The organism is Streptomyces sp. NPDC002795 (assembly GCF_042888725.1).
Classification (GTDB): domain Bacteria; phylum Actinomycetota; class Actinomycetes; order Streptomycetales; family Streptomycetaceae; genus Streptomyces.
In genome coordinates this window covers 338,331-360,218 of sequence record NZ_JBIAQB010000004.1, presented here as the reverse complement: position 1 = coordinate 360,218, position 21,888 = coordinate 338,331, and the positions used below count along the sequence as shown (strand labels likewise).

Annotated in this window: 18 protein-coding genes; 8 read left to right on the top strand and 10 right to left on the bottom strand. The window is 71.7% G+C overall.

Going from position 1 to position 21,888, the window contains the following annotated elements; genetic code table 11:
• Positions 1-33: 33 nt before the first annotated feature.
• A complete protein-coding gene (locus ACFYWS_RS14755; protein ID WP_389274987.1) occupies positions 34-636 on the bottom strand; it encodes a TetR/AcrR family transcriptional regulator in 603 nt (200 codons plus the stop codon).
• A 24-nt stretch (positions 637-660) separates the two neighbouring features.
• Positions 661-2,178, bottom strand: coding sequence for a class I adenylate-forming enzyme family protein (locus ACFYWS_RS14750; RefSeq protein ID WP_389274984.1), 1,518 nt, complete (start codon positions 2,176-2,178; stop codon positions 661-663).
• Between the two features lie 74 nt (positions 2,179-2,252).
• On the opposite strand from ACFYWS_RS14750, the gene ACFYWS_RS14745 reads away from it, so the two are divergent.
• Together ACFYWS_RS14745 and ACFYWS_RS14740 are read left to right on the top strand one after the other, a co-directional pair.
• Positions 2,253-2,861: a TetR/AcrR family transcriptional regulator gene (locus tag ACFYWS_RS14745; RefSeq protein ID WP_389274981.1), complete on the top strand. Its 609-nt coding sequence runs from the start codon at positions 2,253-2,255 to the stop codon at positions 2,859-2,861.
• Positions 2,862-2,878: 17 nt separating this feature from the next.
• A complete protein-coding gene (locus ACFYWS_RS14740; RefSeq protein WP_389274978.1) occupies positions 2,879-4,516 on the top strand; it encodes an acyl-CoA dehydrogenase family protein in 1,638 nt (545 codons plus the stop codon).
• Between the two features lie 1,067 nt (positions 4,517-5,583).
• Here ACFYWS_RS14740 and ACFYWS_RS14735 read toward each other — a convergent pair.
• Positions 5,584-6,609, bottom strand: a complete 1,026-nt coding sequence (locus tag ACFYWS_RS14735) for a TIGR00341 family protein (RefSeq protein WP_389274975.1) — start codon at positions 6,607-6,609, stop codon at positions 5,584-5,586.
• A gap of 13 nt (positions 6,610-6,622) precedes the next feature.
• Positions 6,623-7,915 (bottom strand): hypothetical protein, encoded by a 1,293-nt coding sequence (locus ACFYWS_RS14730; protein WP_389274972.1) that lies wholly within the window; start codon positions 7,913-7,915, stop codon positions 6,623-6,625.
• 211 nt (positions 7,916-8,126) lie between these two features.
• On the opposite strand from ACFYWS_RS14730, the gene ACFYWS_RS14725 reads away from it, so the two are divergent.
• Together ACFYWS_RS14725 and ACFYWS_RS14720 are read left to right on the top strand one after the other, a co-directional pair.
• A complete protein-coding gene (locus tag ACFYWS_RS14725) occupies positions 8,127-8,648 on the top strand; it encodes a DUF6069 family protein (RefSeq protein ID WP_389274969.1) in 522 nt (173 codons plus the stop codon).
• A gap of 255 nt (positions 8,649-8,903) precedes the next feature.
• Positions 8,904-10,070, top strand: a complete 1,167-nt coding sequence (locus ACFYWS_RS14720; protein WP_389274966.1) for an alanine--tRNA ligase-related protein — start codon at positions 8,904-8,906, stop codon at positions 10,068-10,070.
• 38 nt (positions 10,071-10,108) lie between these two features.
• On the opposite strand, the gene ACFYWS_RS14715 is transcribed toward ACFYWS_RS14720, so the two are convergent.
• Positions 10,109-10,558 (bottom strand): Lrp/AsnC family transcriptional regulator, encoded by a 450-nt coding sequence (locus ACFYWS_RS14715; protein ID WP_327656838.1) that lies wholly within the window; start codon positions 10,556-10,558, stop codon positions 10,109-10,111.
• Between the two features lie 119 nt (positions 10,559-10,677).
• Here ACFYWS_RS14715 and ACFYWS_RS14710 point away from each other — a divergent pair, with 119 nt between their 5' ends.
• On the top strand, positions 10,678-11,709 hold the full coding sequence (locus ACFYWS_RS14710) for an asparaginase (protein ID WP_389274962.1): 1,032 nt from the start codon (positions 10,678-10,680) through the stop codon (positions 11,707-11,709).
• Between the two features lie 43 nt (positions 11,710-11,752).
• Here the strand turns inward: ACFYWS_RS14710 and ACFYWS_RS14705 are convergent, their stop codons facing one another.
• Positions 11,753-13,075, bottom strand: coding sequence for a radical SAM protein (locus ACFYWS_RS14705; RefSeq protein WP_389274959.1), 1,323 nt, complete (start codon positions 13,073-13,075; stop codon positions 11,753-11,755).
• A 77-nt stretch (positions 13,076-13,152) separates the two neighbouring features.
• Positions 13,153-13,839 (bottom strand): pyridoxamine 5'-phosphate oxidase family protein, encoded by a 687-nt coding sequence (locus ACFYWS_RS14700; protein WP_389274957.1) that lies wholly within the window; start codon positions 13,837-13,839, stop codon positions 13,153-13,155.
• A gap of 102 nt (positions 13,840-13,941) precedes the next feature.
• Between ACFYWS_RS14700 and ACFYWS_RS14695 the strand changes: the two genes are divergently transcribed.
• From ACFYWS_RS14695 to ACFYWS_RS14685, 3 genes are all read left to right on the top strand, one after another.
• The gene (locus tag ACFYWS_RS14695) at positions 13,942-15,192 is read left to right on the top strand and encodes an FAD-binding protein (protein WP_389274954.1); all 1,251 of its coding nucleotides are present in this window, start codon (positions 13,942-13,944) and stop codon (positions 15,190-15,192) included.
• A 78-nt stretch (positions 15,193-15,270) separates the two neighbouring features.
• Positions 15,271-16,512 carry an ROK family protein gene (locus tag ACFYWS_RS14690; protein WP_389274951.1) on the top strand — a complete coding sequence of 414 codons (1,242 nt, stop codon included), beginning with the start codon at positions 15,271-15,273 and terminating at the stop codon, positions 16,510-16,512.
• Positions 16,513-16,539: 27 nt separating this feature from the next.
• Positions 16,540-19,392: a glycoside hydrolase family 2 TIM barrel-domain containing protein gene (locus tag ACFYWS_RS14685; RefSeq protein ID WP_389274947.1), complete on the top strand. Its 2,853-nt coding sequence runs from the start codon at positions 16,540-16,542 to the stop codon at positions 19,390-19,392.
• Here ACFYWS_RS14685 and ACFYWS_RS14680 read toward each other — a convergent pair.
• From ACFYWS_RS14680 to ACFYWS_RS14670, 3 genes are read right to left on the bottom strand one after another with little or no spacing between them, the layout of a single operon-like run.
• Entirely contained in the window at positions 19,382-20,263 is an 882-nt protein-coding gene (locus ACFYWS_RS14680; protein ID WP_389274944.1) for an esterase-like activity of phytase family protein, read from the bottom strand. The two genes, ACFYWS_RS14685 and ACFYWS_RS14680, sit on opposite strands and share 11 nt — an antisense overlap.
• Positions 20,208-21,371, bottom strand: a complete 1,164-nt coding sequence (locus ACFYWS_RS14675; RefSeq protein WP_389274941.1) for a caspase domain-containing protein — start codon at positions 21,369-21,371, stop codon at positions 20,208-20,210. Before ACFYWS_RS14675 ends, ACFYWS_RS14680 begins: the two co-directional genes overlap by 56 nt.
• On the bottom strand, positions 21,368-21,757 hold the full coding sequence (locus tag ACFYWS_RS14670; RefSeq protein ID WP_389274939.1) for a hypothetical protein: 390 nt from the start codon (positions 21,755-21,757) through the stop codon (positions 21,368-21,370). Before ACFYWS_RS14670 ends, ACFYWS_RS14675 begins: the two co-directional genes overlap by 4 nt.
• Positions 21,758-21,888 lie beyond the last annotated feature (131 nt).

Genomic DNA, 21,888 nt, shown 5'->3' with positions numbered 1-21,888 from the left:
TGACTGGTGGTCAGCGGATGCTGACGCCGTTCCTCACGGCCGGACGTCGACCGCCCTGCCGATCAGGTCCACCACGGAATCGACCAGCCCCTTCTCCGGCGCCCGCTGCTCGGCGACCAGCCGGAAGACGAGCGACGACGCGATGAGGGTCGTGACATCGGCGATCGGGACGTCGGGCCGCACGTCGCCGCGGGCGATACCGCGCTCCAGCACATGCCGCGTCTCGCTCGTCACCCGCGTCACGTACGCCCGGAAGGCCTCACGCCCCGCACCCGCCTCCGCCGCCGCGCTGATCACACCGGCGAGCAGGCGGCCGACGCCGGGCTGCCGGTAGGCACGCACACGCTCCATGAGGACCGCGCGCAGTTCGGCCCTGAAGTCCCCCATGTCGGGCACCGTCAGCGTCCCGACATGGGACTCGGCGGCGGCGATGATCAGGTCCTGCTTGGTGGGCCAGCGCCGGTACATGGCCGGCTTGCTCACCCCTGCGCGCGTCGCGACGGCGTCCATGGTCAGCGCGCCCATGCCCTGCTCCGCCACCAGCTCGACGACGGCTTCCAGCACGGCCCTGGTGACATGCTCCTGACGCGGCCGACCCGGCCCCCTGCGCGCTTGCTGTACCTGCTCATCGGCCATGCCGAGACCCTACAGCCGCGCAGCTCAGGCCAGTTCGGCCCGCAGCACATGCTTGGTGATCTTTCCCGAGGGCGTACGCGGAAGGGTGTCGCGCAGGATCAGCTCGCGCGGCACCTTGTAGCGGGCGATCCGCTCCTCGAGCCACGCCCGCATCCCGGCCTGGTCGAGCCCGGCGCCCTCACGCGGCACGACGAAGGCCACCACGGTCTCGCCCCACTGCGGGTGCGGGCGGCCGACGACGGCGACGTCGAGCACGTCCGGGTGGCCCCGCAGCGCGCCCTCGACCTCCTGCGACGCGACGTTCTCGCCGCCGGTGATGATCACGTCCTTCATCCGGTCGACGAGCGTGACATAACCGTCCTCGTCGATCCGGCCCAGGTCACCGCTGCGGTACCAGTCGCCGGCGAACACCTCGGCGGTGGCCGCCTCGTCGTCCAGGTAACCGAGCATCCGGGTGTCCGTACGCAGCCAGATCTCGCCGCTCTCACCGGCCTCGACGTCGCTCCCGTCGGGGCGTACGACGCGCAGGTCCACGCCCGGCATGCCGCCGCGCCCGATCGCGCCCGCCTTGTCCGCGTGCTCGGCCGGGAGGAGCGAGGCGCCCGCGGGCCCGGTCTCGCTCATCCCGTACACCTGCTGGAAGTTCTCGGTGCCGTACGCCTTCATGAGGCGGCGCACGGTGTCCGCGTCGAGCGGGCCCGCGCCGTAGAGCCAGGCGCGGACGGACGACACGTCGTAGTCCGCGTAGTCCGGGACCGCCTGGAGCGGGGCGATGAGCGCGATGGGCGCACCGAACAGCGCGGTGATCCGCTCACGCCGAATGGTCTCCAGCATGCCGCGGGGCTCGTACTCGCGCTGCAACACCACCGTGCCGCCCGCGAACAGGGTGCCGAGGGTCATGTTGTTGAGCGGCGCCGCGTGCCAGATCGGCATGCAGATCAGGAAGCGCTCGTCGCCTCGCAGCGACATCGTCGCCGCGGAGTACGCGGCGGTCAGGGCGGCGGTGCGGTGCGAGTGGACGCAGCCCTTGGGTGTGCCCGATGTGCCCGACGTATAGAGGATCTCCGCCACGTCGCTGTCCGGGCGCTCCTCACCCGCCCACGGTTCGGCGGCGGCGACGAGCGCCTCGAAGGCGTCGGCCGGTAGCTCGTCCGCCGGGGTGTCCGGGTGGCTGATCAGCCAGCGCACGCCCGGGTCGGCGGCGGTCGCGCGGTCGCCGATCTCCGCGTCGACGAGGGCGACGCGCGCCCCGCAGTGCTTCAGCTGGCGCGCCACTTCAGCCGTCTGCAGCTTGTGGTTGACGGGCACGAGGGTCGCGCCCAGAGACCAGGCACCGAAGGCCGCGAAAAGGAAGGCCGGGGTGTTGTGCGTCATCACGGCAAGCCGGTCGCCGGGCCCCAGACCGGCCCCGCGCAGCACGGCGGCGGCGCGCCGCGCGTCGTCACCCAACTCCCGGTAGTTCCACCGCTGTTCGCGATAGACGACGGCTTCCTTGGTGCTGCCCGAGCGAACAGCGCTGTCCAGCAGGGCACTGAGGTGCATCACGTTCTCCTGACGGCCTCGCCGGTGCGGAACCGGCCATGGCGGGAAACTCTGAATGATGGTTCACTGCTTGCATGGCCTACCGCAAGACCCCCGCCGAAATTCGTCGCCTCGAAGCGGCCCGCGAACACCTGGTCGCGTGCGCCACCTCCGTCGTCGCCGAGGTGGGCTGGGCGCAGGCCTCCGTGACGGCGGTCGCCGACGCCGCCGGGATCGCGGCAGGCTCGGTCTACCAGCACTTTCCGTCGAAGGGGGCGCTCGCGGTCGAGGTCTTCCGGCGGGCCGCGGCGCGGGAGGTGACCGTGATCGGCGAGGTGCTTCAGGCCGACGGCGACCCGGTCGTCCGGCTCCGGCGCGGAGTGGAGGTCTTCGCCCGGCGCGCCCTGGAGAACCGCGGCCTCGCCCACGCCCTGCTCGTCGCCCCCGCCGACCCCAAGGTCGGCGCCGAGCGCATCGACTACCGGCGCCGCTACCACACCCTGTTCGCCGAGGTCGTGCACGAGGGCATGGCGGCGGGCCTGCTGCCGAAGCAGAACGGCGAGATCACCGCCGCCGCGCTCACCGGCGCGATCGGCGAGGTGCTCGCCGACCCGCTCGCCACCCACGACGAGGCCGCGGGCGGCGAACTGATCGCCGACCTCACCGCCATGGCGCTGCGCTGCGCGGGCGCACCGACCGCATGACACATTACGGAGGCAGCATGCACTCGAACCCATCGGCGACGCACGAAGTGACCAACCAGGCACCGCCGTTGACCGGCCACGACGCCGCCGACGACCCGGTCCTCCTGGAGGGCATACGTCGCGAGGGCGCGGCCTGGCACATCGACGAACTGCACCGCTTCGGCCGCTACGTGGGCAGCGAGGAGGCCCGCCTCTGGGCCGACCAGGCCAACCGGCACGAGCCCGAGCTGCGCACGCACGACCGCTACGGCAACCGCGTCGACGAGGTCGACTTCCACCCCTCGTACCACTCGCTGATGCGCGCGACGGTGGCGGCGGGCGCGGCGGGCTCCGCGTGGGCGGACGAACGCCCTGGCGCGCACGTGGCCCGCGCGGGCACCTTCATGCTCGCCACGATGCTGGAGCAGGGCCACATGTGCCCGGTCTCCATGACGTACGCCGTCGTCCCCGCGCTGCGCCGCGCGCCCGAACTCGCCAAGGTCTACGAGCCGTTGCTGACGAGCACCGTCTACGAAGCCGGGCTCCGCACCCCCGCCGACAAGCCCGGTCTGCTCGCCGGGATGGGCATGACGGAGAAGCAGGGCGGCACGGACGTGCGCGCGAACACGACGGCCGCGGTCGAGCGGCCGGACGGCACGTGGCGCCTTCGCGGCCACAAGTGGTTCACGTCGGCGCCGATGAACGACGTGTTCCTGGTCCTGGCGCAGGCGCCCGGCGGGCTCTCCTGCTTCCTGGTCCCCCGCGTCCTGCCCGACGGCTCCCGCAACACGTTCCGCATCCAGCGCCTCAAGGACAAGCTCGGCAACCGGTCGAACGCGTCCAGCGAGCCGGAGTTCGACGACACGGTGGCCTGGCTCGTCGGGGACGAGGGCAAGGGGGTGCGCACCATCATCGACATGGTGACGATGACACGCCTCGACTGCGTCCTCGGCTCCGCGGCACACGTACGCGAGTCACTGGCGCAGGCGGCCCACCACAGCCGCCACCGCTCGGTGTTCGGCGCGAAGCTGATCGACCAGCCGCTGATGCGGAACGTCCTCGCGGACCTGGCCCTGGAGTCGGAGGCCGCGACGACGCTCGGGCTGCGTCTCGCGGGTGCGGCGGATCGCGCCCAGCGCGGGGACGCGGGTGAGCGGGCCTTCCTCCGCCTCGCCACGGCCGTGGGCAAGTACTGGGTGTGCAAGCGGCAGCCGGTGGCGGTCGCGGAGGCCCTGGAATGCCTGGGTGGCAACGGTTATGACGAGGCGTCAGGCATGCCGCGCCTGTACCGGGAGGCGCCGCTCAACGGGATCTGGGAGGGCTCGGGCAACGTCAACGCCCTCGACATGCTGCGAGCGCTGACCCGCGAGCCGGAATCCCTGGAGGCATTCCGTTCGGAGATCGAGGCGGCGTCCGGAGCGGATGTCCGCCTGGACACGGCGTGGCGCGAACTCCAGGCCGAACTGGCCTCGCCCGAGAACGCGCAGCTCCGCGCCCGCCGCCTCATCGAGCGGGCGGCCCTCGTCCTCCAGGCCTCCCTCCTGGTCCGCCACGCGCCGCCGGCGGTCGCCGACACGTTCTGCGCGACCCGCCTGGCCGGCGACCACGGCCTCGCCTTCGGCACGCTCCCGCCGTCGACGGACTTCGGGGCGATTCTGGACCGGTTGCCGGCGTAGCCCCTTCCGGGGGGGCCGGGGCGGGGGCCTCCGGCGTGCCGCGGTGGGCTGGGCATGCGGTGACCGCCACCCACGGGGGCCTCCGGCGCGGTGCGGTGGCTTGGGCTTGCCGTGACCACCACCCACCGGGATCTCCGGCACGGCAGCGTGCTCCCCTGGCATGCCGTGACCACCACCAGGTGCTTCCAACACGGCACCGTGCCCCAGCCCCGCGAACCCGCCGTCTACCGGGGACAGTCGACGTCCGCCCCGCACAGGCCAACTCCCGCCCCGGGGCACCCCCTCCCCGCCCATGTCCCACCCACCCGCCCCCTCCGGGGGCGTCGGCCCGACGGGGTACCGGAACGCCGCTTCGGGTGATCCGCCACCAGTTCGGCCGCCCGTTGCGACCAACCGACCGCCTTGAGCAACCCGCCACCAAGACAGCCCCACCCGTTGCGACCAACCACCACCGCCTTGGACAAGCTGCCGCCGGGACAGCCACCACCCCGGCCAACCCGCCGCCAGGACAACCCCACCCGTTGCAGCCAACCACCACCGCCTTCGGCAAACTGCCGCCTGGGGCGGCAGCGTGGGCAAGGCGGCGCCCCGGTGCCGCGCCATGAACACAACGGGGACCGCCCCCGGCGCAGCGACCGGGGCCCGGGAGGCCGAAGCCCCCGGAGGGGGCGGGCGGCGGGAGACGAGCGTCACCCGGTAGACACCCCGTACCGCCGCAAAGACACCGGTGCCGTACCAATCACGTGACGCGCCGCTCCCGGCGAGCCCCAGCCCACAACGCCGCACACCACGAACGACCGCCCCACCCCCGGCACACGCACCCCGCGCCCCGCGTCGGACCCCACCCCCGACACACCAACCCGGCCCCGGGAGGCCGAAGCCCCCGGAGGGGGCGGGTGGGAGGGAGGTGACCGGGCGTCGGCGCAGCCGGAGAAGCGCCGGTGCCGCGCACCAGCACCACAGCCTCAACCACGACACAGAACCGCCCCCCCGGCCCCGCGCACCAGCACCACAACCCCACCCACCACACCGCCCCAAAACCCCGGCCCCCCGACAACCTCAAACCCTCACCCCACCCCCTTCACCTCACACGTCACCCCTCCCGCCGCACACCAATGCGTACGCCCGCCCACCAGGTGAAGCTCCAGGTCCGCGTCGGACATACCGTTCCGGTCGAGCGCGGCACGCAACCCCGTGGGGGCCGGCTGCGGCGGCAGGCCGAGGACGCCGATCACCACCACCCCTTGGCGCGCCTCCACGGACGCGATCTGCCACTTCCCCGTCTCCGCCCACTCCTCCGCGACCGGCCGCGCGTCCGCCGCGAGGTTACGGTCCCGCCACACCGACACCGTTCCCGTGGTCAGCGGCACCGCGATCAGCACCAGGACCCCGACCACCGCCACCAACGTACGACCGTGGAACTCCCCCACGTACCGCTCGGACTCCTGGGCCGCGCCCCGGATCCCGTACACGAGGAACACCACCGTCCCGGTCGCCACGATCGCGGCGACGTTCGTGGCGAACAGCAGCCCCGACTCGAACGCGTCGTGGAACCGGCCCACCGTGATCAGCAGCCCCACGACGGCCAGCGGCGGCACCAGCGAGATGGCGATGGCGACGCCCGGCAGCGTGTCGGAGATGTCGGCGCGGACCAGCGCGAACGCGCCCACCGTGCCCGTGGCGAGCGCCGCCAGCAGGTCGATGAGGCGTGGGCTGATCCTCGACGACACCTGCGAGTTCGACGCGAAGTCGTCGGGCGGCGCCGCGATCCACCCCAGCAGCATCCCGATCGCCACCACCGCGAGCGCCCCGCCGAGCACGAGCAGCACGCACCGTACGACCTGTGAGCGGTCCGCGAGGACCAGCGCGAGCGCGCTGCCGAGGATCGGCGTCATCAGCGGGGCGACGATCATCGCGCCGATGACCGTGGCCGTCGAGTCGCCCACCACACCGGCGGCCGCGATCACCGCCGCCAGCACGAGCAGGCCCCAGAACCGGGTCGAGCCGGGACTCTTCCACGAGCGCTCGATGAACAGGGTGTCCGTCATGCGCCGGACCGTGGCCGCGTCGACCTTCCCCATCGTCTTCGTCATCACCGTTCCCGCCTCAGACGGTGGCCGGCGTGGGCGGGTCGGGCGGGGTGCTCTCCGCCCCCAGGAACTCCACCACCGCCAGCAGGAACAGCAGACACAGGACGATTCCGACGACCACCCAACCGGTCGGGTACGACCACAGCAGGTAGACGAGGAGCGCGCCCGCGATCAGGATCCAGACGATCCACGTCCGGTACCTCCGCACGAACGGGCCCACGGGCCCCGTACGGAACCCGGCCCGGTCCGCGGTGAGCCGCGCCGCGTCGATGCCGGAGATCCACAGTCCGCGCACCAGGCCCGCCCGCCTGCCGCGCCCGGTGAGCCACGCGCCGAGCGCGACGACGACGCCGAGCGCGACCACCATCCGGACCATGGTGAACATGGAGTGCGTCATGGTGTCGTAGACCGCGGCGGCCGCGTCCTGCGAGACGCCTGCGGGCAGCCGGTCGAGGTAGATCACGCGGAAGACGCGAAGCCCGATGCCGAGGAGACCGCAGCTCACGGCGACCGCGAGCGCGGTGGCCACGAGCGACCTCCGGCGCCGTACGGAGAGCAGCACGCCCGCGGCGACGAGGACGAGGGCGAGGACCGGCAGCCAGTTGCCCATCACCTGAAGCAGCCGCAGATACGTCTTGACCTTGCCGATGTTGTCGTTCGTGACGAGCGTGAAGTCGGTGTGGACCTCGGGGATCCGTTCGGCGACGGTGAGGCCCGAGTCGACGAGCCGCTGCTTGACCTGATCGACGAGCGGCCCGATGTCGAGGGTGACGGTGTCGCCCTCGACTTTGACCGAACCGTCGCCGCTGCCGGTCAGCGCCTTCTTCAGGGAGCTGTGGGCCTTGCGGTTGGTCTGCTCCCAGATGTTCTCGAAGGCGTCGGAGGAGACGACCCCCTGCGCCTTGTCGTGGACGAAGCTGCGGACCGCGCCCTCCAGGGAGTCACCCAGCTTGCCCAGGGACTTCTCGACGAGCGGCCGGTCGTCGGTGGGCACTTCGGACAGCAGGGACTTCAGGTCGATCCGGCTCATGATCTCGTTCGTGGCCCGGGTCGCGACGGCGTTCTGGATGTCGGGGTCCGACGCGAGCGGGGCGACGGTCCCGACATAGCGGTCGGTGTCGCCGACCGTGTCGGCCGCCCAGGACGCGACGAGGCCGAGCGGCGCGAGGATGCAGCCGATCACGATGAGGACGACGGCGAGGAACGACCGCCCCCGGTGGCGCCGTCCCCCGCGCTCGGCCTCCAGCTCGGCCACCCGGCCCCGCAGCCGCGCGAGTTCGGTCTGCTCGGCCGGCCCCATGGGCGCCATGTCCTCCGCCACCATTGCCTCCCTCTCGGCACGCCTGCGGCGCGCTGTTGCCAGGGGAACCGCTGCGCCGCGGACGGGCGAGACGGACGGCGCCAGACGGGTGACGGCGTCCTCGGCCGTGAAATGCGGGGGCAGAAGGGGCGGGTGATACTGCACCGACAGCAACGGGCCAGGCAGGCCGCTCCCGGCAACCCGATCGGAAAGCCTCATCGTGGAACCACAGAACTCGCCCTACGGCCAGCAGTCCTACGGCCAGTCCTATGGCCAGTCCTACGGCCCGCCCGAACCCGGCTACGCGCCCGCGCCCGAGCCACAGCCCCGCCTCGACGCCGGAAAGCTGTGGGCGGGCGGGCTGATGACCGCCGTGATCGCCGCCCTCACGGCGGTGGTCGCGCTCCTCCTCGTACGGGGCGTGCTCGGCGTCCCGGTGTTCGCTCCGGAGGGCGCGGGCCTGATGGGCAACGCGACGACCGGGGCGCTCGCGGGCGGCGCCGCGGTGGCGGCGATCGCCGCGACCGTCCTCCTCCACCTGCTGATCGTGGCGACCCCGCGGCCCGAGCGGTTCTTCACCTGGATCATCGGCCTCGCGACCGCGGTCATGGTGCTCCTGCCGTTCACCGCGGACCTGACGTGGCAGGCGAAGCTGGGCACCGCCGGGGTGTATCTCGTCATCGGCATCGCCATCGGTTCCCTGCTGTCCTCGGTGGCGCGGGGCGCGGTCCGGCGCTACTGACCGGGGCCCACGAAAATGCCTGGCACCGGCACGGCGGCCCGCGTTATCCTCGGCCCCATGAACGTCATGGGCCGTAGTTTCACCACCGCGACCGCGCGAGCGACCAGCTCGCCGGTTGCCGCCGCCTGACGTACTCACCTCTCCACCGGCGACCGGAAACGGCCGCCGGTTTTTTGGTTGTCCCACCTGGACTCTTGAAGCTCCGTCCGGCCGCTTCCGGTGCCTCCCGCCCGCATCACGCGAAGGAGTCACCCCATGCGCACCGACGACGTCATCCGCACGTTCACCGAGTTCTACGAGGACCGGGGCCACCGCCGCATCACCGGCTCGTCACTGCTGCCGCCGCCCGGCGACCCCGTCCTGTTCACCACTTCCGGGATGCACCCGCTCATCCCGTATCTGGAGGGCCGCCCCCATCCGCTGGGCCGGCGGCTCGTCAACGTTCAGCGGTGTCTGCGGACCACGGACCTGGAGGAGGTCGGCGACCCCACGCATCTGACGGTCTTCCAGATGCTCGGCACCTGGTCACTCGGCGACTACGAGGGGCCACGGAGCCTGGAGTGGGGGTACGAGCTGCTCACCGAGGGCTTCGGCATCGATCCGCGGATGCTGTACGTGACCGTGTTCGGCGGCGACGAACGGACAGGACCCGACACCGGTTCGCGGGAGGTGTGGGAGCGGCTCGGGGTGCCGGTCGAGGAGACCGTCGAGGACAACTGGTGGGACAACGGACCCACCGGTCCGTGCGGTCCCGACTCGGAGATCTTCCTGTGGACCGGTGACACCCCGCCGCGGTCGACGCCGACCACGGACGAGCGGTGGGTGGAGGTGTGGAACCACGTGACGATGCGTTACCGGTGCCTCGACGACGGCTCGTTGGTGCCGCTCCCCCAGCGCAACGTCGACACCGGGCTCGGCGTGGAGCGGCTGTCCTCGCTGCTGCAGGGCCGGACGTCCGTGTTCGACTGCGACGTCTTCGATCCGTGGCGGCGGCTGCTGCCGGGTCTGTGGCCGCTGGACGAGCCGTCGTTCCGGGTGGTCGGCGACCATCTGCGTTCGTCCGTCGTGGTCGTCGGCGACGGGGTGCGGCCTTCGAACACCGGGCGCGGGTACGTGCTGCGGCGGCTGCTCCGGCGGGTGCTGACCGTGCTGCGCCGCGAGGACCCCACCCGCACGCTCGGGGACCTGCCGGTCGAGCTGATCCGGCACACCCTGGATCACTTCCGGCAGGACGTCGACCCGAGTCACGTCCGCCAGGTGCTGCTCGACGAGGAGCTGAGCTTCGACCGGCTCCTGGAGCGCGGCAGGAAGGTCCTGTCGCGGCCGCGGTTCTCGGGCCCGCTGGACGAGGACGACCTGCACTATCTGCACGACACCCACGGGCTGCCGCGCGAGCTGGTGCTGGGCCTGCGGGAGCAGTAGGACCGGGCCCGTAGGGGCTGTCGGCCGTCCTGGATCCGCTAGACCGGCAGCCCCTTCGGCTCCTTGATGCGCTTCATGATGATCTGCGAGTTCACCTCGGTGACCCCGTCGAGCGCGGTGAGCTCCTCGATCCACAGGCGTTCGTACGCGGCGAGGTCGGCGACCGCGATGCGCAGCAGGCAGCCGGGGCTGCCGAAGAGGCGGTAGGCCTCGATGACGTCGGGGATGTCCTGGAGCGCGTGCTCGAAGGCCTCGACGGAGGCGCGGTCGCGGCGTACCTCGATGGAGACGAGGACCTCGAAGCCGCGGCCGACGGCGTCCGGGTCGACGATCGCGCGGTACCCCTGGATGACGCCGTCCTTCTCCAGCTGCCGCACGCGGCGCATGCACGGGGAGGGGCTGAGGCCCACGCGCGCGGCCAGGTCCTGATTGCTCAGGCGGCCGTCCTCCTGGAGCTCGCGCAAGATATGCAGGTCGATCCGGTCCATGGCGCAATCATGCACCACGCTTTCGCCGATCATCGGCCAGGATTCGCAATCCGATTGCGCAGATCGCGATTTATCCTTGCTGGAGATCGAACATACGCTCCCACAGGCAGGCAGGTCTCATGGCACGCATCACCCTCATCAGCACCGGAGGCACCATCGCCAGCCGCTGGCAGGGCACCGGCTACGCCGCCGACGCCGGCGGGGACACGGTGCTGGCGTCGGCCGCGCTGCCTGAGGGTGTCGAGGTGAACGTCGTCGACCTGTTCAACGTGAACAGCTCGCGGATGACGACGGAGCTTCAGCTGACGCTGCTGCGCACGGTGCGCGAGGTGTTCGCCGACCCGGCCGTCGACGGCATCGTGATCACGCACGGCACGGACACCCTGGAGGAGTCCGCGTTCCTGCTCGACCTGCACCACGACGACCCGCGCCCGGTCGTCTTCACCGGCGCCCAGAAGCCGCTCGGCCAGGCCGAGGGCGACGGCCCGGGGAACATGTACGACGCGCTCCAACTCGCCGCGAACGCGACGGACTTGGGCGTGCTCATCGCCTTCGACGGAAAGGTGCACGCGGCCCGCGGCACCGTGAAGACGCAGACTCTCGCGGCCGACGCCTTCGCCGACCCGTCCGCGGGCCCGCTCGGCCGGCTCGGCTTCGGCCGCGTCGACCTGCGCCACAAGCCGAGCCGCCCGGCCCCGCTGCCCGCGCCGCCGGCCGGCACGGCGATACCGCGCGTCGACATCGTCATGCACCACAGCGACGCCGACGCCACACTCTTCGACGCGGCCGTCGCCGCGGGCGCGCGCGGCATCGTCCTGGTGGCCACGGGCGCGGGGAACGCGACGCCGGAGCTGGCCGACGCGGTGTCCTCCGCCGTACGCCGCGGAGTCCTCGTCGCCGTTTCTACGCGCGTATCCGCGGGCCCGCTCGCCGAGATCTACACGGGCGGCGGCGCCGTGGACCTGGTCGCCGCGGGCGCCGTGCTCAGCGGCACGCTGCGCGCGGGCCAGACCCGGATCGCCGTCCTGGCCGCGCTGCTGGCGGATGTCTCCGCCGCCGACCGTCCCGACCTGCTCGGCCGCCTGATCGACGCGCCGGGCGCACTGCCCGCCGCCGGTGGGGATGCATCCGGCGAGCAGGCAGCCGCGTAACTCAGAACGCGTAGCTCAGAACACGTAGCTCAGAACGCGTAACTCAGAACTCCATGGCCTCTTGGTTGGGCGCGAGGCTGTCCATGAACGAGCTGACCGAGAACACGGCCCGGCCCGCGCCCGCCGGACCGTATCCGGGAGGCGAGGAGAGGCCGTACTCGTCCATGGTCGAGCGGTAGGCGTCGAGCAGCCGGATGTGGTACTCCAGCGGCGCGCCGTTCGGGTTCTCCTTGCCGAGCGGCGTCGTCGGCTCGGGGCACCACGTGGTGAAGCGCGGCGTGATGCCGTTCGACATGAAGAAGCGCAGGCCCTCGGTGGTGGAGGCGATGGCCTCGTCGACGGTCTTGAAGCCGAACGGCTCGGCCATCTCGACGCCCGCCACGAAGTTCGGGATGACGTTGCGCGCGCCGAAGACGTCACGCGATTCGAGGATCCGCTTGTGCCACTCGTCGCGGCCGACGTAGCGCTCCTTGCCGGGGCAGTACATCTTGAACAGGTACTCGTCCCACACCTCGAAGTTGGGGTGGTAGATCTGCACGCCGTAGTCCTTGAAGCGCTGCACATCGTCCTTGGGCAGCGCCTGGGCGACGACCTTGCCGATCCAGCGGTCCGGGAAGTACTCCTCGATGGCCTTGGCGTACCGGCCGTAGAAGTCCGCCTCGTCCAGACCCTGGACCTTCGTCGTGATCGCGCCGCCGGTGAGCGTGTACGCCTTGGACGCCTTCGCGGTGTCGTACTTGTCGATGATCTCCAGGGCCTCAAGGACCTCGTCGACGTCCTTCACGCCCGTGTACGGGCGGCCGGCCGCCTTGTGCTGGCGCCAGTTGTGGTTGATGTCGCAGTACTGGCACTCCTCCTTGGCGCCGAAGTACTGGCAGACCCGGAACGCGGTCAGGTAGATCAGGTAGCCCCACTGGATCGTGGGCGCCACCTCCATGACCGACTTCCCGTTGGAGAGCTTGTGCCGGTAGTACTCCGGCATGGGCGGCACGCCGACGTCGGAGATCCGCTTGCCGTCGAGGTACAGGCCGAGCATGCCGTCCTCGTTCGCGGCGACGCGGTACGGGGACTTCGGGTTCACCCGGACCGAGACGACCGTGCGCCGCAGGTCGTAGGGGCCGCCGGTGAGGACGATCTCCTCGGGCGGGCGGCGCAGCGCGGCCTCGCCCAGCTCGGGGAGCGTGCCGTGGTCGAAGGAGAAGATGAAGTACGACTTCGGCTTGACCTCGCCGTCCTCGTTGTCACTGAGCGCGGACGCGTCGAAGGCGACACCGCCGCGCAGCAGGTCCTCCTTGAAGACCGCTTCCTTCGGAACGTGCGGGAAGCGCTCCATCAGGTCCTCTACCAGCGCCGTTCGGCTCTGCATCCCGTTACTCCTCGACCCTCTGACGATCTGCGTCTTCTACGGTTTCTCGACTCCTCACGGTACGCCCCGGCCGCCGGTCAGCCGTGCCGGGTCCCCGCTCGGGCCACGACGTGGGCGGGCGCGGTGATGCCGGTGGGCAGCAGCGGATCGGCCGTGGGAGCGCCCCAGCGGGCGTTCAGCGGCAGGGTCCCGGCCCAGAGGCCGAGCTCCGCGTCGGCCGACGCACCGTCGTCGGGCGCGCCGGACCGGATCTTCACGGAGGCCTCTTCGAGGGAGAGCGCGAGGAGCGTGGTGGCGGCGAGCTCCTTGCGGTTCGGCTGCCGCGCGTACGTCCACTGGCCGGGGGTCGCGTGCTCGGTGAGGCGCCGCAGGCCCTCCAGCTTCTCGGCCTCGTCGGTGATCGTGCGCGGCACACCGTGCACCATCGCGCTGCGGTAGTTCACGCCGTGCTCGAAGACCGAGCGGGCGAGGACGAGGCCGTCGACGTGGGTCACGGTGACGCACACCGCCGCGCCCGGGTCGGCCGCGAGGCTGCGGCTGGCCACCGACCCGTGCACGTACAGCCACCGCTCGTCACGCCCGTAGACGGTCGGTACGACGACGGGGGCGCCGTCGACCATGACCCCGAGATGGCACACGAAGCCCGCGTCGAGGATCGCTTCCAGATCGGCGCGGTCGGTACTGCCCTGTTCCCGCAGCCTCCGGTGCGTGGTCCGCTCGGTCTGCGGCAGGGTGCGTGAGTCGTCGGTGTCGGTGTACGTCATGCGCAGGAACGCTACTCCCGGGTGTTCAGCCGCAGTTCACCAGGTGGGCTTGAAGCGCCGTGGTCCAATTCTCGGCAATCCGGACTCTCAGAAAGGCGTCCCGTGCCTGCAATCACCAACTGGGCCCGCAACATCACCTTCGCCGCGGACGGGCTGCACCGTCCGGGCACCGTCGACGAGTTGCGTACGGCCGTCGCCAAGAGCGCGCACATACGGGTGCTCGGCAGCGGCCACTCGTTCAACCGGATCGCCGATGTGGACGCGGAGCGCGGCGGGGTGCTCGTGTCGCTGGGCGCGCTGCCGAGCCGTATCGACGTCGACACCGCGGAGCGCACCGTCCGGGTCGGCGGGGGTGTGCGCTACGCCGAGCTGGCCGGCGCGCTGCACACGCACGGGCTCGCGCTGCCCAACATGGCCTCGCTGCCGCACATCTCCGTCGCCGGTTCGGTGGCCACCGGCACGCACGGTTCGGGCAACGGCAACCGGTCGCTGGCCGAGGCCGTGCGGGCCGTGGAGATCCTGACCGGGGACGGGGAGCTGGTCACGCTCGCACGCGGGGAGGCCGGTTTCGAGGGGGCGGTCGTCTCGCTGGGCGCGCTGGGTGTGGTGCTGTCGTTGACGCTGGACGTGGAGCCGTCGTTCGATGTCGCGCAGCACGTGTTCCGTGAACTCCCTTTCCAGGGGCTGGACTTCGACGCCGTGTCGTCGGCGGCGTACAGCGTGAGCCTGTTCACCGACTGGGGCGGGCCGCGCTTCGACCAGGTGTGGGTGAAGCGGCGGATGCCGGACGCGCTGCACTTCCCGTGGGCCGAGACCGCCGTCGAGGCACGGCACCCGGTGCCGGGGATGTCCGCCGTGCACTGCACCGAGCAGTTCGGGGTGCCGGGGCCGTGGCACGAGCGACTGCCGCACTTCCGGGCCGAGTTCACGCCCAGCAGCGGCGACGAGTTGCAGTCGGAGTACCTGCTGCCGCGCGAGCACACCGTGGCCGCGCTGCACGCCCTCGACGCGGTGCGGACGCGGATCGCCCCGGTGGTCCAGGTCTGCGAGGTGCGCACGGTCGCGGCGGACGCGCAGTGGCTGAGTCCGGCGTACGGCCGGGACACGGTCGCGTTCCACTTCACGTGGGTGGGGGACGCGGAGCGGGTGCTTCCGGTCGTCTCGCTGGTGGAGGACCGGCTGCGGGAGTTCGGGCCGCGGCCGCACTGGGGGAAGGTCTTCACGGCGGACCCGGCGCGCGTCGCCGCCCGGTATCCGCGTGCGGCGGACTTCGTGGCGCTGGCCGAACGCCTTGACCCGGAAGGGAAGTTCAGCAATGCGTTCGTACGGGGGCTGCTGCCCCGCGGCGCGTGAGGGGGTGTGTGGGTGACTTCGGAAAGCCCTTTCTCCAACCCCTTGTCGAAGTCCGTCAGGCGCTCCTAGCCTGACGGCATGAAGCGCACGTCCCGCGACATACGGACGGCGAACCGGTACGAGGTGCTGCGCCGCTGCCTCGACCGGCCCGCCGTCTCCCGGCAGGAGTTGGCCGCAGAGACGGGCCTCAGCTCGGCGACCGTCGCCACGCTCGTCGGGGAGCTGCTCGACCTGGGGATCCTGGTCGCGGGCGGCTTCGTGGAATCGGCGGGCGGGCGGCCGCGCGGCCTCGTCTCCGTCGACGCGGACCGCGGTTCGCTCGTCGGCGTGGACGTCGCGGAGACGTATGTGCACGCCGAGCTCTTCGACCTGAACCTGCACGTCGTCGCCCGCGCCGACCGCCGACTGCGGCCCGGCGCGCACGATCCCGGGCACGTGGTCACGGTGATCGCGGACGCGGTCCGGGCCCTTCTCGACTCCGACACCGGCGGCACCGTGCTCGGCGCCGGAGTCTGCATGCCGGGGCTCGTCGACCGGCAGGGCGGCATCAGCGTGTACGCCCCGAACTGGGGCTGGCACGGTGCGGTGCCGCTGCGTGAACTCCTGGCCCAGCACCTCGACGTACCTCTCTACCTGGACAATCCGCTACGGGCGTCCACCGTCGCCGAGCTGTGGTTCGGGGCGGCGCGCGGGCGGGACGACGCGGTCGTCGTCAACCTCGGCACGGGTGTCGGTGCGGGGCTCGCCCTCGGCGGCACGCTGCATCGGGGTGTCACCAACAGCGCGGGCGAGTGGGGGCACACCACGCTCGTGCTCGACGGGCGGCCGTGCCACTGCGGTGACCGGGGGTGTGTGGAGGCGTACGTGGGGGCGCCGGGCATCATGCGCAGCCTGCGGGAGCTGCACCCCGGTTCGCCGCTTCTCCACGCGGACGACCAGACGGCCACGATCGAGGCGATCGGGCGTGCGGCTGCCGAGGGGTCGGCGCAGGCGCTCGATGTGGTGCGGGAGACCGCGCGGTATCTCGGCGCGGCGATCGCCGATCTCGTCAATCTGCTCAACCCGGAGGTCGTCGTGCTCAGCAGCTGGGTCGCCGCTGCGCTGGGCGGTCCCCTGGTGAGCGAGGTTCGGGGGGTGGTGGCCCGGCATGCGCTCGCCGGGCCGTTCGCCGCGGCGGAGATCGTTCTTTCACCTGTTCCTACGGATCCGGTGAGTTTGGGTGCGGCGACGTTTGCGCTGGAGGGTTTCTTGGGCCGCAACGGGGTTGACGCCACGGGGCTCCGCCCCGGACCCCGCGCCTCAAACGCCGGCGGGGCTTGATTTGCCGATCTCGACGTAAGGAGCTCCATGCCCACATCCACGTCCATCGCCTACGTAACCGACCCCTCCCCCGGCCACGGCGCACTCCCGCCCCGCGCCTGGTACCCCGACTCGTCCGCCAAGTCGCTTCCGCTCGGCGGGACTTGGGAGTTCCGACTGTCGGCGCGTGCCGACACGCACGACGAATCCTTCGCCGCGCCCGGATACGACGCCGAGGGCTGGGGGCAGGTGGCCGTGCCCGGGCACTGGGTGCTTCAGGGGGACGGGGCTCACGGTGCACCGGCCTATACGAACGTCCTCTACCCCTTCCCCGTCGACCCGCCGCGCGTTCCCGACGAGAACCCGACCGGGGACCACCTGCGCGTCTTCGATCTGCCCGGCGACTGGCCCGCCGACGGCACCGCCGTGCTGCGCTTCGACGGCGTGGAGTCCTGCGCGAAGGCGTGGCTGAACGGAACGGAGCTCGGCGAGTTCAAGGGGAGCCGGCTGCCGCACGAGTTCGGGGTCGGCCACCTCCTCGCCCCCACGGGCAACGTGCTCGCGGTCCGCGTGCACCAGTGGTCGGCGGGCTCCTACCTGGAGGACCAGGACCAGTGGTGGCTGCCCGGCATCTTCCGCGACGTGACCCTCCTGCACCGCCCCGCCGGCAGCGTCCGGGACTTCTTCACGCACGCCTCGTACGAGCACACCACCGGCCTCGGCACGCTCCGCGTCGACAGTGATGTCGCGGGGCGGATCACCATGCCCGAGCTGGGAGTTGACGTCGCGACCGGGGAGCCGGTGACCGTCGCCGTCGAGCCGTGGACGGCCGAGACGCCGCGCCTGTACGACGGTGAGCTGGTGACGGCCGGTGAGCGGGTGCCGCTGCGGATCGGTTTCCGTACCGTGGAGCTGTCCGACGGCCTGATCAAGGTCAACGGCACGCCGATCCTCTTCAAGGGCGTCAACCGGCACGAGTGGCACCCGGAGCACGGCCGCGCGCTCGACCTCGACACCATGCGCCAGGACGTCGAGTTGATGAAGTCCCACAACATCAACGCCGTCCGCACCTCCCACTACCCGCCGCACCCGGCCTTCCTCTCCCTGTGCGACGAGTACGGGCTGTGGGTCATCGACGAGTGCGACCTGGAGACCCACGGCTTCGTCGAGCAGGGCTGGCGCGACAACCCGGTCGACGACGAACGCTGGACCCCGGCGCTGCTCGACCGGGCCGCCCGCATGGTCGAGCGCGACAAGAACCATCCGTCCGTCGTGCTGTGGTCCCTCGGCAACGAGGCGGGCACGGGGCGCGGTCTCACCGCCATGGCCGAGTGGATCCGCGCGCGCGACCCCGAGCGCCTCGTGCACTACGAGGGCGACATCAACTGCCGTGACACCGACGTCTATTCACGCATGTACGCCGATCACGCCGAGGTCGAACGGATCGGCCAGGGACTCGACGGCGGCCCGGAGCGTCGGCGCCGCCTGCCCTTCATCCAGTGCGAGTACGCGCACGCCATGGGCAACGGCCCCGGTGGACTCGCCGACTACCAGCGGCTGTTCGAGAAGTACGACCGGCTCCAGGGCGCGTTCGTCTGGGAGTGGATCGACCACGGCGTCGCCGACGAGCGCCACGGGTACGCGTACGGCGGCGACTTCGGCGAGGAGCTGCACGACGGGAACTTCGTCTGCGACGGGCTGCTGTTCCCTGACCGGACGCCGTCGCCGGGGCTCATCGAGTTCAAGAAGGTGATCGAGCCCGTACACATCACCGTCGACGGGGCGGCCGGAGCGGTGCGCATCACCAATCGCTACGACTTCCGCGACCTGTCCCACCTGGCCTTCGACTGGGCGTACGAGGTGGAGGGCGAGGCCGTGGAGCGCGGCACGCTCACCGTGCCGCCGCTCCTCCCCGGCGAGTCCGCGGACGTGAAACTGTCGGCGCCCGCGGCCAGTGACGGTTACTGGACGATCCGGGCCCTGGACGACGACGGACACGAGGTGGCGTGGGGCCAGAGCGCTCCGCCGCCACGAAAGTCGTTCATGGCCACGGCAGTTGGTGGGCGCGTGAACGCCACCGGCGGCCTCCTCACGCTCGGCCCGGCCACCTTCGACGCGCACACCGGGGCCCTGCGCGCCATCGGCGACGTGACCCTCACCTCCGCTCCCCGCCTCGACGTGTGGCGCGCCCCCACGGACAACGACGACGGTGCGAGCTGGCAGAACGACGAGCGGCTCGGCCTGCTGTGGCGGAAGCTCGGCCTGCACCGCATGCGACACCGCGTGGACGGCGTGGAGTTGGACGGGAACGCGCTGACGGTCCGTACGCGGGTCGGCCCCGCCAGCCGTGACATCGGGCTGCGCGCGAGCTACCGCTGGACGGCCGACGAGCGGCGGCTGCGGCTGACCGTGTCCGTCGCCCCGGAGGGCGACTGGCGGATCCCGCTGCCCCGGCTCGGCGTCCGACTCGGGCTCCCCGTAGGGGAGTTGGGTGTGCGCTGGTTCGGCGGCGGACCCGGCGAGGCGTACCCGGACACGCGAGAGGCGGCGCGGCTCGGCCGCTGGGAGTCGGACGTGGACGCCCTGCACACCCCGTACGTGCGGCCCCAGGAGAACGGGGCGCGGGTCGGCGTCCGCTGGGCGGAGCTCGGTGGCCTGCGGATCGAGGGCGAGCCCGCCTACACCCTCACGGCCCGCCGCTGGACGACACAGCAGCTCGACGCGGCCACGCACCGTACGGACCTGACGCCCGGCGACACGCTGTGGGTGCACCTCGACCACGCGCAGCAGGGCATCGGCTCGCAGTCGTGCGGACCCGGCGTACTCCCGCAGTACCGGCTGACGCCCGAGCGGACCGAATTCTCCTTCGCCTTCGAGCAGTTGGGGCCGGTCACAGCTTGACGGCGAACGAGTAGAGGCGGGTGGTCTGCTCCTTGTTGCGGTTGTCGTCCGAGACGAGGAGCAGATGCCTGCGGCCCTTGTACCGGCCGGTGGTGATGGTGTCGCCGAGGGTCATGCCCTCGGCGTTGTCCAGGAGCGGGTTCGACTGGGTGTTCCCGTCGGCGTTCACCTCGCCGGGGCTGCCCGCGGGGCAGCGGGCCAGGTCGAAGAGGGGCCGGCTCGTGACGTAGACGTCGGCGGGCGCCCCGTACAGCTGCTTCGTGTCGGTCACGTCCTGGGCGTCGGCAAGCGAGAGGTCCTTGACGTGGATCGCGTTCCCGAGGCCGCCCACGTACTGCCGTTCCAGGGCGAGCAGCCGGGTCTCGGACACGGCGACGAGGTCCGCGAGGCCGAGCCCCTCGTCGCCCCGGTAGGCGTACTGGACATCCGGTTCGAAGCCGCCGTCGGCGTGCCGCTCGTAGCGCTGGATGCGCAGGAGGCTGCGGCCTCGTTCGTCGCCGTCGGCGGCGAGCGGCGTCTCCAGCGCGACGAACAGGTACCTGTCGCCCGGCGACAGGGTCATGGACTCGATGGTGCGGCCGGCCGTCGCGGCGCCCTTCGGGTAGATCTCGAACGTCTTGGGCAGCGGCAGCGGGTCACCCTTCTGGCGGCCCGTGCGCAGGTCGAAGCGGCGGATGGAGGGGCCGGTCTCACCGGCGACGAGCGCCGTCCGCCCGCCCTTCTCCACGGCGATGGCCTCGGCGTCGAACCAGTCGCCGAGCGAGGCGCCCCCGGCCGTGCGCAGGGTGCGCGCCCGCTGGGCCCGCGGCGCCAGGTCACCGGGCGAGCGGAGCCCGATCGGGAAGATCCGCGTGGCGTCGTTGTCGGCCACCGCGTAGACCAGCTCCGGGTCGTCGGGCGCGTGAGCGAGACCGGAGAGACCCGCCACAGGCTCGTTGTCGACCTCGTCCTTGTCCAGTTCGTCCGAGTGGTCGAGCAGGGCCGCGCGGGGTGAGCACGCTCCGCGTGCCTCTTTGTGGGCGGGCCTGTCCAGCTTGTGCTCGACGTACGGGCCGCCGAATCCGGCGGTGAGCCCGAGCGCGAGGCCGACCGCGATGCCGATGGCCAGGGTGCGTGCGCCCCCGGTTCGGTGGCGGCGACGGGGCGGCGGGCGGGTCGGGGGCGGGCCTGCGGGCGGCGTTGCGTACGAAGGCGTACTCGCCGAGCCCGTTCTCGTCCATGGACAGCGGGGCCGACGCGTCGCTCCGCTCCTGGCGGGCCACCCACTCCTCGACCCGCGTACGCACCCGGTCGAAGACGTCCTTCAGGCGGATCGACTCGCCCGCCTCGGAGTCGCCCTGCTGGAGCACCTGCACCAGCGCGCCGGTGAACACGGAGCAGTGTGCCGGGTCGGGGGCGTGCGAGGCGCGGTTGTGCGGCGACGAGGCCATCAGATAGAGGCCCTTGAGGTCGCGGACGGAACGCGCGGCGACCTCGCCTCCGCTCTCTCCCCCGGACATCGAGCCGTCGCGCGTCCACTGGGCGCTGTAGCAGCAGTCCAGGATGAGCACGGTCCTGGGAGCGGGCGAGCGGCTGATGGCCTTGCGTACGTACTTGGTGTCGACGCAGGTCTCCGGCTGCCCCCGCTCCGTGTCGGGCAGCGTCAGGAACAGCCGGTTGTCCTCGCCGTCGCGCATGCCGTGGCCCGCGTAGTAGACGATCAGCGTGTCCTCGGCGGCGAGCTTTCCGGCGGCCTCGATGGCAGCGGTCACCTGGCGCGCCGCGACCGGATTGCCGAGCACCCGCACCCGGTCGTCCGTGAAACCGCCGATGTCCGGGTCGAGCAGCACCGCCTTCAGCTGCTCCAGGTTGCGCTCGACGCTGTCGAGGCGCTCCATCGTCTCGTGCCGGTAGTCGTTGACGCCGATCAGCAGACACGCGGACTTCTTCGGGTCGACGCGATGCGGGCCGCCGCCCTCGCCGGGCACGACCTCCGTCATCGTGGGTCTCCGTCGTCACGCTCGTCCGCACGCCCGCCCTCACGCAGGCCGATGTCGCGCAACAGCCCGCCGATCCGCTCGATGTCCCCGCCCCGCACGACGAACGTGAGCTCGTCCTCGTCCTCATGCCCGCGGCTGCGCCACCATCCGCGGACGCTGTGCGTCACCTCGATCGCCAGGGACGCCGCGCCGCAGGCGACGCCGAACCATTCGAGAACGTCGCCCATCGCACCGGGCCGCTCCTGGTACGCGCCTTCAATGCGCACCCCCGCGGACCGCAGCTGGTCGTCCTCCTCCAGCCAGTCCCGCAGCGACCGCAACTCTTCGTCGCCCGCCTCGCCCTGTGGAGCCGAGAACCTGATCTCCACGCTTCCCCCTGTCCGCATGCCCGCATGCTCCCCGTGCACATCGCGAAGACGCTCGCACAACTCCCGTAGCGCATACGCGAATCACGGTTAAGTCTCCCCGAACGAGAACCCACCGGAACCACTTCGCTCACGCCACGATCAGAATGTGG